The sequence below is a fragment of the Rhodococcus sp. MEB032 genome (genome assembly GCF_030208925.1).
In the GTDB taxonomy this organism is placed as follows: domain Bacteria; phylum Actinomycetota; class Actinomycetes; order Mycobacteriales; family Mycobacteriaceae; genus Rhodococcus_F; species Rhodococcus_F qingshengii.
This window is the reverse complement of record NZ_JARVSY010000026.1, coordinates 27,542-40,292: the sequence shown is the minus strand read 5'-3', so window position 1 is coordinate 40,292 and position 12,751 is coordinate 27,542. Positions and strand designations below refer to the sequence as shown.

The following is a 12,751-nucleotide window of genomic DNA, read 5'->3' as shown; positions in this document are numbered from 1 at the left end:
AGGTATGGATGCACAGACTGCAGGCAAGACCGCGCGGACTCTCGAACTTCTCCATTCCTTGGCGTACTTCGTCCCGGAGACGGAGAAGGAACTTGTCGGCGTCGGGTTGGAGCCTGGCCGAATGGTGTACTTTGCCGGGCGATCAGCTCCGCTCGGCGCTCCACCCGCGACTGTCGTCACGGCCACCTTCTTCAACTTCAATCCTGAATTGATCGCCAGTGTCATCCCACGTGCCTGGGAATTGGCAAGGCCCACAGAGGTTGTCGCCGCGCGGTATCGGGCAATCGACGCGGCGTACGTCCGCCTGTTCGGTGCAGACGTGACAGGATCGGCGGACATGGCCGAGGCCGCCGAACTCGTGTCGATCGCTGCCCAGAACATTCCTGGAGTGGACGGCCGCCCTCTGTACGCGGGTTGGGCGTCGCTCGACTGGCCGGCCGAGCCGCACCTGCGTTTCTGGCACGCGCTGACACTGCTGCGTGAGTATCGCGGTGACGGCCACATTGCGGCCCTTCAGACCGCGGGATTGAACGGCCTGGACGCGTTGATCACGCACACCGCGACGGGAATCGGGTTTCAGCGCAAATTCGCGCAGACTCGTCGCGGATGGTCGCAGGAACAGTGGGACGAGGCCGTCGAGAGTTTGAAGGACCGCGAACTGCTGCATCGTTCGTCCGGTGCGCTGACCGAGGACGGGCAGGACTTGCGTGACGTCGTCGAAGACCTGACGGACGACCTCGCTTTGGCTCCGTGGGATGCGCTGGGTGAGGAGGGTGCCAAGCGGTTGCTGGAATTGGCGACGCCGTGGCGTACCGCCCTGGTCGAGCAGGAAGTATTTCCGGCGGCGCTGTTCGGGCCCCGCTTTGGCAAACTTCGCTGAGTGGTCACCACCGAACAAATGTGTCTGTGACGAAGAATCACATTCACTGTGGGCTTGTGGCGTGTACTGCAAATAACACTATCCGCGGCACAATCCCGCTAATGTCAGCGCAGCGGTTGTCGAGCGGGCGCAACAGCGTTGCGCCCGGTGCCGGCCGTACCGTCCGTCCCGTAACCATGGAGGAATGAATGAGTGCCTACCGGACCGTTGTCGTAGGAACCGATGGCTCCGAGTCGTCACTGAAGGCAGTCGACAGAGCTGCCGCCATTGCCAGTGGCTCGGACGCTCAGCTCGTCATCGCGTGTGCGTACTACCCGGCTGATCCCAAGGACGTGAGCGCTGCCGCTGATGCGTTGGGTAACGAGGCCTACCAGGTCACCGGTTCCGCTCCGACCTACGAGATCCTTCGCACCGCTCGTGAGCGCGCACATGCCCAGGGGGCAAAGGATGTTGTCGAGCGCGCCGTCGTCGGCGCTCCCGTCGAATCGCTTCTCGCTTTGCTCGACGAGGTGAAGGGCGACTTGCTGGTCGTCGGAAATCGCGGATTGAACACGTTGACCGGGCGTCTACTCGGATCGGTGCCTTCCGATGCCGCTCGCAAGGCGACGTCCGATGTCCTGATCGTGCACACCGTTCGCTGAACTACCGGCAGTAGTCGGCCTCGGCCGCATCGACGAACACTTCAGCCAGCTGATCGGCGCTGGGGGGTGTTGTCGATGCGGCCGAGCCGTTTCCGGAGGTGACCATTGGTTCGCTTGCTCCGTTCAGCGATACCGCCCGCAGATTCGCGATGATCATCGCTCGATCCGTTCCGGCCGCGAGCTGCTGGCAGACGCCGTCACCGAGCGCCTGCAACATGTCGTCGGAAAAGGCGGGCGTGACCCCGGTAGACGCAAGCGCCGCCCGCAGCCGATCTGCCTCGTCTACCGGTTTTTCTGTCGGTGCGGCAGCAACAGCAGCGATGTCGTCGCTGCCGGCAGCAGCCGTCGAACTCGAATCATCCTCTGAGCAACCGGCTGTCACCGCCGCAAGCATCCCGACGCCGATCACCACGCGAGCGATCTTGCGGATGGGTGCGGCGGAACTTGCGGGCAGGCCAAGCACGAGGGGTCATTCCTTCAGTCGTCGACACAAATTGGAGTGACACCACCATTCGTGGTGTCACGCACGAACCTACTCCGTGATGCTCACGAATCGAAGGCCAACTCTGCTGCTTCGACGCCGTCGAGAACCGAGGGGAGCGACTCGACGTGAATGATGCCGAGCCTCTGGGTAGCGCGGGTCAATGCGACGTAGAGGTCGTTCATTCCGCGTGGTGACTCGTCGAGAATGTCGGCAGGTTCGACGATCAACACTGTGTCGAACTCGAGTCCCTTGACGTCCTTGACGGACAGGACGCTTACGGTGTCACTCGCAATGCCCGCCAGATCGGCAACGACCTCGGAACCGGCGATCACTGCGGTGATACCGGGATGCGACTCGGACTCGATGCAACGGCGCACGGTCGATTCCAATTCTTCGGCCGTGGTCTTGAGCGCCCACGGCGCGAATCCGCTGTCGCGTACCGACCGGGGCACGGATTGCTCCGGGTCGATCTCTTCGAGCACACGGTGCGCGACATCCATGATCTCCGAGGGAGTTCGGTAGTTGACGGTCAGTTCGGTGAGCTTCCAGCGCTTGGCGACGTAAGGCTCGAGAATCTTCTGCCAGGACGAAGTTCCCGCGGGATCACCGGTCTGAGCTGTATCGCCGACCAACGTCATCCAGCGATTCGGTATGCGCCGCATCAGCATTCGCCACGCCATTTCGGAGAGCTCTTGGGCTTCGTCGACGATCACGTGACCGTAGGTCCAGGTTCGGTCGCCGGCAGCGCGTTCTGCCGTGGTCTGGCGCTGGCCCTGATCGTGGCGTTGGGCGAGTTGGCTGGCGTCGATCAAGTCGTACGCCATCAAGATCTCGGGATCCATCTCGTCTTCGAGATCCTGTGGTGCAGACCCGGTGAGGATGTCGAGGGCGCCCTGGGCGTCGGCGATCTGCGCGCGCCATTCACGTTGTGCGCGTTCGCGTTCGGCGGCGTCGTCGACGCCGAGAATCTCGGCCAGTTCGTCGAGCAGGGGAGCATCGGCCGCACTGAAACCCGGTCCGACGCTCTGCAGAAGCTCGTCGCGTTGGGCGTCGTCGAGTTGCGGCGCTGCCTTGGCCAACCTCGCCGGCGACGTCCACAGTTCCGCGAGGATTTGCTGCGGCGACAATTCGGGCCACAGCTTTCCGATGGCGGACATGATGTCAGGGTCCTCACGCATCTCGTCGCGAATGTCGGCGATGTCGTCCCGACTGAGGAGTGACCCACCGTCGACGAGGTTTCCGCCGATGAGTTCGGCCATCTGCAGTGCCAACGCCTCGATGACTGCTGCCACGAAGATCGGGCGCGCCAGGTTGTGTGGGCGACGCGACGACCGAGCACGCCCGCGCGCCTTCGTGACAGTCTTTCGATCCAGCTTCAAGTCGTACGTGTCGAATCGAAGGGTAATCGGCTTCGACGGAACTTCCTGCCGATCCCGGACGGCGTTCTTGAGCACGTCGAGGATCGCGAGGGAACCCTTGATCTCACCGGCGGCGAGGGAATCCGTACGAGTCGCACGCACTCCGGGGTACAGGTCCCCGATCGTCGAGAGTAGAACTCCGGTCTCACCGAGTGAAGGAAGGACCTGGCTGATGTAGTCGAGGAACGTCGCGTTCGGCCCGATGATGAGAACACCGGCCTTGGCCAGTTGCTGGCGGTAGGTGTAGAGCAAGAAGGCGGCACGGTGAAGGGCGACTGCGGTTTTGCCGGTACCCGGACCGCCCTGGACGACCAAAACGCTCTTGTGCTCGGAGCGGATGATGGCATCCTGCTCACTCTGAATGGTCTCGACGATGTCGTTCATCTGACCCGTACGCGCTGCGTTCAGAGCGTCCAGGAGAGCGCTCTCACCGGCGACGCCGCCGGCTTCGGTCACCACGCCTGCGGCGCGGGCCGCGTCGAGGTCCAGGTATTCGTCGTTGATGCCGGTGACTGTGCGGCTCCGACTGCGAATATGGCGTCGCCGCTTCACGCCCTCAGGTGCCGCGGGCGTCGCCAGATAGAACGGGCGTGCCATCGGAGCTCGCCAGTCGAGGAGCAGCGTTTCGTAGTCGTTGTCGGTGTCCAGGATTCCCAGTCGGCCGACGTAGCGTCGCTCGTCGTCGAAGTCGATGCGTCCGAAACACATTCCGTTCTCGGCTGCGTCGTACTTGGCGAGATCCTCGGTGTACATGGCGTTGAAGGATTCGCGTTCGCTGCGTGCTTGCGGGGTTCCGCCGGTCTCGAGGAGGACCGTGCTCAAGCGAGTTTGGGCATACTTTCGAAGATCGTCGAGACGGGAGTACAACATCGTCACGTACTGCTGCTCGAGCTCTTGCTCGTTCAGTGACGGGTCCGCGTCGGGCAAAGGATCTCCTAGGCTTGATGAGAAATTCACGCGCTGCAAAAGCGCCAAGACAGTCTAGTTCCCCCAGATGAACTGCCGCATAGATACAGGTCAGGCCACCCGAAGGTGGCCTGACCGTGTTTTTCAGTGCACTCAGTGCGCCAATTCGTCCTTCTTGGCGCGAGCCTTTTCGAGCGCCTTCTCGGCGCGCTTGCGAGCACGCTTACCCAGCACCTCGGTTTGCTCCGACGCCGTTTCGGCCCACTCGTTGCTCTTCTCGAGGGCGAGTTCGGCGAACTCGGAGCTGCGCTTGCTCGCCAGCTCTGCCAGTTCGGCCCTGCGCTCGCGTGCGGTCTCGGCCAGTTCGGAGCCGCGCTTCTGCGCGACTTCCAGGATGTCCGGGCCGCGTTCTTTGGCGACCTCTCCGAATTCCGCGGCTCGCTTGCTCGCGATCTCCGCGAACTCGGAGCTGCGCTCCTTGGCAAGTTCGAGCCAATCCGTGCCGTGTGCCTTCGCGGTTTCGGCAAGTTCGGAACCGCGTTCGGACGCCACCGACAGAGCGTGTTCGACGCGATCGCTCGTGTGATCGGTCTGCGATGCGACCAATGGAAGTGCTGCGGCGATAGACGCCTGGGCCTTCTTCGCGGCGCGGCGGCCACGCCAGCCGAGCGACGGCTTGCCCTCGGTGTCGACGGAGGCGATCATCAGTCCGCCGAGCAAGCTGACGTTCTTGATGAAGTTTGTGCGCTGCATCGCTCGCAGTGACGGATCGGTTTCGTTCCAGAAGTCGTGACCGGCAAGCGTGGTCGGTACCAGGCTCCCCGCGAGCACCAACGACGCGAGCCGCGGCGCCTTGCCGGTGGCCAGCAGGGCACCGCCGCCGATCTGGACGGCGGCGTTGATCTTGACGAGTGTTTCCGGATCAGCAGGCACCTTCTGCGTCACTGCTCCTGGCAGCGTCTCGACGGATTTGTCGATCAGCGGTGACGCTTTGGCTGCTCGCTGAGCGGGGTTGCGCAAAGCATCGATTCCCCCGGCGATGAAGATCGTGGAAAGCAGTGGACGAGCAATTCGACGTACCAGCATGTTTCAAGCCTCCCGATGTAGGTTCGTTTTCCACCCTAGCGATCTCACAAGGAATTGGTCCGGTTCGGCGATCCCGGCACGCCTGACCCGGTCGCCGGATTCCTGGTCGCCGAAGCGCGCTGTACTGCGACGATGACTTCTCCACTGATCCGGACGCACCGTTCTGAAGTATCCGTTACCGCGTATCCGCATACGGCGTGTTCGAAGGTGTCACAGTATGCTCACCGTTCGAGCACGATGGTGTTGTGACCACCAAGATGACTCAGAATTTCGGCTCGACCCTTCCCACCGGCTGGGGACAGCTGTCGGACGAGGAGAACGAGAGAAACTGGGCGGTCTTTCGTGACCGCTTTGGGTTCACGCCCGGCATCGACGCACGATCTTGGCCCGCCATCGCCGAGCCCATCCCGTCCGTGGTCTTCGATTTGGGTGCGGCGCCAGCTGCGACTCCCGGGGCGTGGGCCGCTCGCGTGGATGCGATCAACGCCGAAGCGTTGCGCTGTTTTGTCACCGATTGGAACGACGATCCCAACTTCGTCGTTCTGGATTGGCAGCATCCGGGCTACACCTTCGACGCGGAGGCACATGCTGCTGCGAAGGAGCTTGCGGAGTGGCGTGTCCCGGTCTATCCGAACGGTGACTACTACATATTCAGTCGGGACGACTTCACGGAAGGGACCTTCGGCCATCCGTGGGAACGCACGCTGTGTGTGTTCGGGGAACGGATGGTCGAAGGACTGGGCCGGACTCTGTCGACCTGGCTTCCGCGACTTCGAGTCAACGGTGAACAGGTCGACAGCCAAGTCGGTTAGCGGGGTCCAGTACGGAACAGGTGAAACGTCACCAACCGCGTTCGCGCCACTCCGCCAGGTGCGGGCGCTCGGCGCCGAGCGTCGTGTCCTTGCCATGCCCGGGGTAGACGACGGTCGCGTCGTCGTACCTTCCGAACAGCTTGTTTTCCACGTCGTCGAGTAGAGAAGTGAACTTCTCGGGGTCGGCGGTCTTGCCTACTCCGCCGGGGAAGAGTGAGTCGCCGGTGAAGAGGTGAACCTGTCCGCTCGGTTCGGTGAGAGCCAGCGCGATGGAGCCGGGCGTGTGGCCGGACAGGTGAATAACGTCGAGGCTCAAGTTGCCAACGGTCACCTTGTCGCCGTCTTCGAGGAGTACGTCCGGGGTGACGGGAAGGACCTCTGCGTCGAGGGGGTGCGCGGCGGTCGGCACCTTGGTTGCGGCGTGAACGTCTTCGAGGGCCAACCAGTGATCGCCGTGCTGGTGGGTGGTGACGATGGAATCGAAAACAGGTGCTTCCTGTGCGATGAGCGCGATGATCTTCTCGGCTTCGTTGGCCGCATCGATCAGGAGAGATTTCCCGGTCGTGGAACAGACGACGAGGTAAGTGTTGTTGTCCATGGGGCCGACCGACATCTTCGTGATGACGGCGCCTTCGACCGTGCGCCGCTGAGGGGCAGAATCGGGGGAGAGCTGACCGGTGTAGGAGTCGTCGATCACGATGGGCTGATTCGTCATGAAACGCAGGCTACCTTCGAATAGGGGCAGGTAGAGCGATGGGCTCGCCTGGTGAGAAAAACGTGTCGGTGGCTCGGCCTACGATGACGATCGCTCGAGGACTCGCGTTTGCGAGGCCACTCGAGACTTCTCCGGGGGGACGGCCCCGGACGATTGACAATGAAGGGAATTGGTGTGGCGGATCGCCTGATCGTGCGGGGTGCGCGTGAGCACAATCTGCGAGGAGTCGATCTCGACCTCCCGCGAGACAGCCTGATCGTCTTCACCGGGTTGTCCGGCTCCGGCAAGTCCAGCCTCGCGTTCGACACGATCTTCGCCGAAGGTCAGCGCCGCTACGTCGAGTCGCTCTCGGCATACGCGCGTCAGTTCCTCGGTCAGATGGACAAGCCGGATGTGGACTTCATCGAGGGATTGTCTCCTGCGGTGTCGATCGACCAGAAGTCGACCAACCGCAACCCCCGTTCGACGGTGGGCACCATTACCGAGGTCTACGACTACCTCCGACTTCTCTATGCCCGCGCAGGTTCGGCGCACTGCCCGGTGTGTGGTGAGAAGATCGCACGTCAGACGCCCCAGCAGATCGTCGACCAGGTGCTCGAGATGGAGGAGGGTATCAAGTTCCAGGTCCTCGCACCAGTGGTCCGTACTCGTAAGGGCGAGTTCGTCGATCTCTTCGATCAGCTCAACACCCAGGGCTACTCGCGAGTGCGCGTCGACGGTGTCGTCCATTCGCTGGCGGATCCGCCGAAGCTCAAGAAGCAGGAAAAGCACGACATCGAAGTAGTGGTCGACCGATTGCAGGTCAAGGCGAGTTCGAAGCAGCGCCTGACCGACTCGGTCGAGACCGCACTTCGCTTGGCTGAAGGCATCGTGGTCCTCGACTTCGTCGACCGTGAAGAAAATGCACCTGATCGTGAGCGTCGTTTCTCCGAGAAGCTGGCCTGCCCGAATGGCCACGCACTCGCGATCGACGATCTCGAACCGCGCTCGTTCTCCTTCAACTCGCCCTACGGCGCCTGCCCGGAATGCACCGGCCTCGGTATCCGCAAGGAGGTCGACCCGGATCTGGTGGTTCCCGATCCCGACCTGAGTCTCGAAGACGGAGCAATCGCGCCGTGGTCGATGGGCCAGAGTTCGGAGTACTTCGGACGGTTGCTCTCCGGCCTCGGCGACATCCTCGGTTTCGACATGAAGACGCCGTGGAACAAGTTGCCGGCGAAGGCCCGTAAAGCAATCCTCGAAGGCAGCGAGGAGCAGGTTCACGTCCGGTACAAGAATCGGTACGGCCGTACCCGTTCTTACTACGCGGAGTTCGAAGGTGTGATGCCGTTCCTGCATCGCCGGCTCGAGCAGACCGAATCGGATCAGATGAAGGAACGGTACGACGGGTACATGCGCGACACGCCGTGCCCGGCGTGTGGTGGTGCTCGCCTGCGCCCGGAAATCCTGTCGGTAACTATCGCGGCTGGGGACTTCGGCAGTAAGTCCATCGCCGAGGTCTGTGAACTGTCGATCTCCGATTGCGCGGACTTCTTGAACAGCCTCACTCTCGGCTCGCGCGAAGAGGCGATTGCGGGTCAGGTCCTCAAGGAAGTTCAGGCACGACTCGGGTTCCTGCTCGACGTCGGCTTGGAATACCTTTCCCTCTCGCGTGCCGCTGGCACGTTGTCCGGTGGCGAGGCCCAGCGAATCCGCTTGGCAACGCAGATCGGTTCCGGACTCGTCGGCGTGCTGTATGTACTCGACGAGCCGTCCATCGGCCTGCATCAGCGTGACAATCGACGACTGATCGAAACCCTGACGCGCTTGCGCGACCTCGGCAACACGCTGATCGTCGTCGAGCACGACGAAGACACGATCCGCACGTCCGACTGGGTAGTCGACATCGGACCGTACGCCGGCGAGCACGGCGGCAAGGTCGTCCACAGCGGGCCATACGAAGAACTGCTGACGTGTGAAGAATCTCTGACCGGCGCCTACCTGTCAGGTCGTAGCTTCATCGAGGTTCCGGCCATTCGTCGACCGGTGGACCGCAAACGCCAGGTCACGGTCGTCGGAGCTCGCGAGCACAATCTCGACGGCATCGACGTGAGTTTCCCGCTGGGTGTTCTCACCGCTGTCACCGGTGTCTCCGGTTCGGGCAAGTCGACGTTGGTCAACGACATTCTCGCGACCGTCATGGCGAACAAGCTCAACGGTGCACGCCAGGTACCTGGGCGTCACACACGAATCAACGGTCTCGATCAGCTGGACAAGCTCGTGCAGGTCGATCAGTCTCCGATCGGCCGGACTCCACGATCGAACGCGGCGACGTACACCGGCGTGTTCGACAAGATCCGAACCCTGTTCGCGGCCACCACGGAAGCGAAAGTCCGCGGTTACCAGCCCGGCCGATTCTCGTTCAACGTCAAGGGCGGACGCTGCGAGGCGTGCTCCGGCGACGGAACGCTGAAGATCGAGATGAACTTCCTGCCGGATGTGTACGTGCCCTGCGAGGTGTGCCACGGCGCCCGGTACAACCGCGAAACGCTCGAGGTCCACTACAAGGGCAAGTCAATCGCCGAGGTACTCGACATGCCTATCGAGGAAGCAGCCGAGTTCTTCCAGCCGGTCACCTCAATTCACCGGTACCTCAAGACGCTGGTCGACGTCGGCCTGGGCTATGTCCGACTGGGTCAGCCGGCTCCGACTCTGTCCGGTGGTGAAGCGCAGCGCGTCAAGCTCGCCGCCGAATTGCAGAAGCGGTCCACCGGTCGCACGGTGTACATCCTCGACGAGCCCACCACGGGTTTGCATTTCGAGGACATCCGCAAGCTCCTGATCGTGATCAACGGTCTGGTGGACAAGGGCAACAGCGTGATCGTGATCGAGCACAATCTCGACGTGATCAAGACGTCGGACTGGGTCGTCGACATGGGACCCGAGGGTGGATCCGGCGGCGGAACCGTTGTGGCGCAAGGTACGCCGGAAGACGTTGCCGCGGTCCCCGAGAGCTACACGGGCAAGTTCCTCAGTGAGGTTCTCACCGCACAGCACGCGCCGGTCAAGGCCAAGCCGATCACCAAGAAGCGTGCGACGAAGGCAGTTGCCGCAAAGAAGGCCGCGCCACGGAAGAAAGCCGCTTCCGTGAGCTAGTAGAACGTGAGCAAGTAGAAATCGGTCAGTGATGCCGGGTCGGAATCGACCCGGCATCACTGCTTTGTCGATCAGGAAGTGCTGGTCTCGAGAATTACGTTGGCGACCTCTTCGGGGCGCGACCACATCGGCCAATGGCCGGTCGGGAGGTCGACGTACGTCACGGGGAGTTTCGCCAGTTCGGCGGCCATCGGATGACCTCCGTCGGCCATCTGGGCGATCACCGCGGAGGGGAACGTGCTGCAAACGACGGTTGACGGCACCTGGTAGCGCTTTTCGTTCGTCAGGACAATCGGCTCACGCGCGGGCCCAGCCGGTTCGGGTACCGCGTTGGCGCGGAACGTCTCCAGAGCTTTCTCGTCGAGTCCTTCGAGGCTGCTGCCGTCCGCTTCGAGCTCTGCCCACGTGGGGAGCGGAATCTCGATGACATCGGAGGCCAGATCCGGTCGCAGCGCTGCGCCGTCGGGCATGGGGCCCGAGTCGACGTAGACGATCCGAGCGACGCGATCCGGGATGCGATCGGTGACGGCGTACCCCACCGGGCCGGCGCCGCTGTGTACGACCAATACCGTGCGCTCGTCGGAGTCCGATACGGCGTCGACGACTGCACGGACGTGAGCGTCGAAGGTGACCGCTGATCGATCTGTGTCTACTGAGTCGAGCCCGGGCAGTGTCAGGCTGGTCACGCGGGTGTCGGAACGTTCGAGGTGGGGGAGTACTGCATCCCAAGCCCATGAACCGAGCCAGAATCCGGGAACAAGAACGATGTGAGTTTTCATGGACTCACAGTGCACCCGGGTTGGTGACAACAGAGTGTCACCAATTATGTCACCGTTTGGTATCGGAATCTGAGACACTGGAGAACGTGAATCGAGCTGCGAGATTGCATGCTCTCGTCGAGGAACTTCGGCGACAGGGCGATCGAGGGACTACGTGCTCCCGATTGTCCGAGGAATTCGGTGTCACCACCCGGACGATCAAGAGGGATATCGAGACGCTGATGATGTCGGGTGCGGCGATCGAAGCGCGCTCAGGTCCCGGAGGTGGATACCGACTCGTGGGTCGCGCCACGCTGCCGCCGGTGAATTTCACTGTTCCGCAGGCAGTTTCGATCGCGTTGGCCTTGACGGCGATGGGTGATGCTCCGTTTGCGTCGGATGGGCGAGCAGCGCTGGCGAAACTGCTCGATGTGATGGACGAGGAGAGTCGTCGCAAGGTCGCCGAGCTCGGTGGCCGCGTGTGGATTCGCGGTGAGGGCGGGGCTCTGACGGATTCGCGCGCGAACCGGCAGGCCGTCGAGCAGGGTCTCGAACAGAGTCGAGTCGTGTCGTTGCACTACGTGGATGGGGACGGTGCGGAGACGGTGCGGGCAGTTGAGCCGCACATTCTGGCGCAGGACCGTGGTCAGTGGTTTCTCATCGGCTGGTGTCGCGAGCGCGACGCCGTGCGGTGGTTTCGACTCGATCGAATGCGTCGGGCCACGCTGACGAACGATCACTTCACACCACGCGATTCGACCGTCTTCGGGCAACCGCCCGAAGACGCTCGGCCTGTTTCTCCCCGTAGGTGAGTGACTCAGTCGATCATGTTGCGGGCTGCGGCAACGGAATCCGTGATCAGTTCGGTCAGGGCGGTCACATCGACGTCGCTCAGCCGTTTGACGTACAGGCAGCCCTTGCCGATTTTGTGCTTGCCGAGGCGAGCGAGCGTGTCGGTGTAGTCGTCGAAGTTCAGCGACAAGTACAACGTGAGCGCGGTGGCCCTGGGGGAGAACCCGATCAGTGGGGTGTCACCTTCGTGGCCACTCGCATATCGGTAGTGCCGTGCCCCGAATCCGATGATGCTCGAGCCCCACATGACAGCAGGCTCGCCGGTTGCGGCCGACAGCAGGGAGATCAGCTCCACGGCGTCGGCGCGTTTGCGGTCGTCGACGCGTGAAATGAATGCGTCGACGTCCTCGGGCGTCGGTTGAGTCTTGTTGGCGGTTGCCAACTCAGTAGACCGGACCGGTGAATTTCTCGCCCGGTCCCTTTCCTGGCTCGTCCGGGTGCGAGGACGCCTCACGGAATGCGCGCTGCAGGGCTTGGAGGCCTTCACGGATGGGTCCGGCATGAGGGCCGAGGTATTCGACCGACGCAGTCACGAGTCCGGCAAGTGCCGTGATGACGCGACGCGCTTCGTCGAGGTCCAGGTAGGGGCTGGAAGACGGATCGGCGTCGGAGAGGCCGAGTTTTTCGGCAGCCGAACTCATCAGCATCACTGCAGCGCGGCTGATGACCTCGACCGCGGGAACTTCGGAGAGTTCGCGGACGTCGGGGTTCGCGCCGTCGGTGTTCTGTTCTGCCTCGAAGTTCTCACTCATGGATGTAAGGATTCCATCAGGCCGTGACGGTGTTGAATCGGGCCTCTCCCGGCAGCACTGGGAGCGGCACCGATTTCTTTCATCTGTGGCGACCTGTTACTCTTGTTGCAACGACCGCCTCCGACTTGTTCGGGGGCAGCAAGTGGAGTCCGACTCCCACCTCTGCGCGGCAGGTGAAACTGCAGTTCAGTGGTTCCGGTCACCTGTTATCGGAGATCATTCTTCGTCAGGTTCCTCGCTCAGTCGAGGAGATAGGTTTCGGCGTGAGCTGGATCTTATGTGATCGGTCGACATCGGGCCCCGCGGATGAGC

General features: G+C 62.5%; 12 protein-coding genes. 5 read left to right on the top strand and 7 right to left on the bottom strand.

Annotation, left to right across the window (positions count from 1 at the left end; genetic code table 11):
* Positions 1-4 precede the first annotated feature (4 nt).
* Together QRN54_RS24170 and QRN54_RS24165 are read left to right on the top strand one after the other, a co-directional pair.
* Complete coding sequence (locus tag QRN54_RS24170) at positions 5-880, top strand: SCO6745 family protein (RefSeq protein ID WP_021344388.1); 876 nt, start codon at positions 5-7, stop codon at positions 878-880.
* Positions 881-1,068: 188 nt separating this feature from the next.
* On the top strand, positions 1,069-1,521 hold the full coding sequence (locus tag QRN54_RS24165) for a universal stress protein (RefSeq protein ID WP_003944055.1): 453 nt from the start codon (positions 1,069-1,071) through the stop codon (positions 1,519-1,521).
* A 1-nt stretch (position 1,522) separates the two neighbouring features.
* Here QRN54_RS24165 and QRN54_RS24160 read toward each other — a convergent pair whose 3' ends face one another.
* The 3 genes from QRN54_RS24160 to QRN54_RS24150 all read right to left on the bottom strand — a co-directional run bounded on the left by QRN54_RS24160 (position 1,523) and on the right by QRN54_RS24150 (position 5,415).
* Positions 1,523-1,984, bottom strand: a complete 462-nt coding sequence (locus QRN54_RS24160; protein ID WP_007728747.1) for a DUF732 domain-containing protein — start codon at positions 1,982-1,984, stop codon at positions 1,523-1,525.
* An 83-nt stretch (positions 1,985-2,067) separates the two neighbouring features.
* Positions 2,068-4,350 carry a HelD family protein gene (locus tag QRN54_RS24155; protein WP_007728751.1) on the bottom strand — a complete coding sequence of 761 codons (2,283 nt, stop codon included), beginning with the start codon at positions 4,348-4,350 and terminating at the stop codon, positions 2,068-2,070.
* A 132-nt stretch (positions 4,351-4,482) separates the two neighbouring features.
* Positions 4,483-5,415 carry a DoxX family membrane protein gene (locus QRN54_RS24150; RefSeq protein ID WP_285183219.1) on the bottom strand — a complete coding sequence of 311 codons (933 nt, stop codon included), beginning with the start codon at positions 5,413-5,415 and terminating at the stop codon, positions 4,483-4,485.
* A 245-nt stretch (positions 5,416-5,660) separates the two neighbouring features.
* Here QRN54_RS24150 and QRN54_RS24145 point away from each other — a divergent pair, with 245 nt between their 5' ends.
* Complete coding sequence (locus QRN54_RS24145; protein ID WP_225320039.1) at positions 5,661-6,227, top strand: DUF2716 domain-containing protein; 567 nt, start codon at positions 5,661-5,663, stop codon at positions 6,225-6,227.
* Positions 6,228-6,255: 28 nt separating this feature from the next.
* Here QRN54_RS24145 and QRN54_RS24140 read toward each other — a convergent pair whose 3' ends face one another.
* Positions 6,256-6,942, bottom strand: coding sequence for an MBL fold metallo-hydrolase (locus QRN54_RS24140; protein WP_058227016.1), 687 nt, complete (start codon positions 6,940-6,942; stop codon positions 6,256-6,258).
* A 174-nt stretch (positions 6,943-7,116) separates the two neighbouring features.
* Between QRN54_RS24140 and uvrA the strand changes: the two genes are divergently transcribed.
* The gene (gene uvrA, locus QRN54_RS24135; RefSeq protein ID WP_024487477.1) at positions 7,117-10,077 is read left to right on the top strand and encodes an excinuclease ABC subunit UvrA; all 2,961 of its coding nucleotides are present in this window, start codon (positions 7,117-7,119) and stop codon (positions 10,075-10,077) included.
* A gap of 71 nt (positions 10,078-10,148) precedes the next feature.
* Here the strand turns inward: uvrA and QRN54_RS24130 are convergent, their stop codons facing one another.
* Positions 10,149-10,856 carry an alpha/beta fold hydrolase gene (locus tag QRN54_RS24130; protein ID WP_064444635.1) on the bottom strand — a complete coding sequence of 236 codons (708 nt, stop codon included), beginning with the start codon at positions 10,854-10,856 and terminating at the stop codon, positions 10,149-10,151.
* A gap of 86 nt (positions 10,857-10,942) precedes the next feature.
* Here QRN54_RS24130 and QRN54_RS24125 point away from each other — a divergent pair, with 86 nt between their 5' ends.
* The gene (locus tag QRN54_RS24125) at positions 10,943-11,647 is read left to right on the top strand and encodes a helix-turn-helix transcriptional regulator (RefSeq protein ID WP_231783407.1); all 705 of its coding nucleotides are present in this window, start codon (positions 10,943-10,945) and stop codon (positions 11,645-11,647) included.
* Positions 11,648-11,652: 5 nt separating this feature from the next.
* Here the strand turns inward: QRN54_RS24125 and QRN54_RS24120 are convergent, their stop codons facing one another.
* On the bottom strand, positions 11,653-12,069 hold the full coding sequence (locus QRN54_RS24120) for a DUF1801 domain-containing protein (RefSeq protein WP_030536732.1): 417 nt from the start codon (positions 12,067-12,069) through the stop codon (positions 11,653-11,655).
* Position 12,070: 1 nt separating this feature from the next.
* Positions 12,071-12,439, bottom strand: a complete 369-nt coding sequence (locus QRN54_RS24115) for a DUF1844 domain-containing protein (RefSeq protein ID WP_007736262.1) — start codon at positions 12,437-12,439, stop codon at positions 12,071-12,073.
* Between the last annotated feature and the right edge of the window lie 312 nt (positions 12,440-12,751).

What these genes read in the sequence shown, in the direction of transcription:
- QRN54_RS24115 (WP_007736262.1), bottom strand. Translation starts at nt 12,439, where the DNA reads ATGAGTGAGAACTTCGAGGCAGAACAGAACACCGACGGCGCGAACCCC.
- QRN54_RS24170 (WP_021344388.1), top strand. Translation starts at nt 5, where the DNA reads ATGGATGCACAGACTGCAGGCAAGACCGCGCGGACTCTCGAACTTCTC.
- QRN54_RS24165 (WP_003944055.1), top strand. Translation starts at nt 1,069, where the DNA reads ATGAGTGCCTACCGGACCGTTGTCGTAGGAACCGATGGCTCCGAGTCG.
- QRN54_RS24150 (WP_285183219.1), bottom strand. Translation starts at nt 5,415, where the DNA reads ATGCTGGTACGTCGAATTGCTCGTCCACTGCTTTCCACGATCTTCATC.
- QRN54_RS24130 (WP_064444635.1), bottom strand. Translation starts at nt 10,856, where the DNA reads ATGAAAACTCACATCGTTCTTGTTCCCGGATTCTGGCTCGGTTCATGG.
- QRN54_RS24140 (WP_058227016.1), bottom strand. Translation starts at nt 6,942, where the DNA reads ATGACGAATCAGCCCATCGTGATCGACGACTCCTACACCGGTCAGCTC.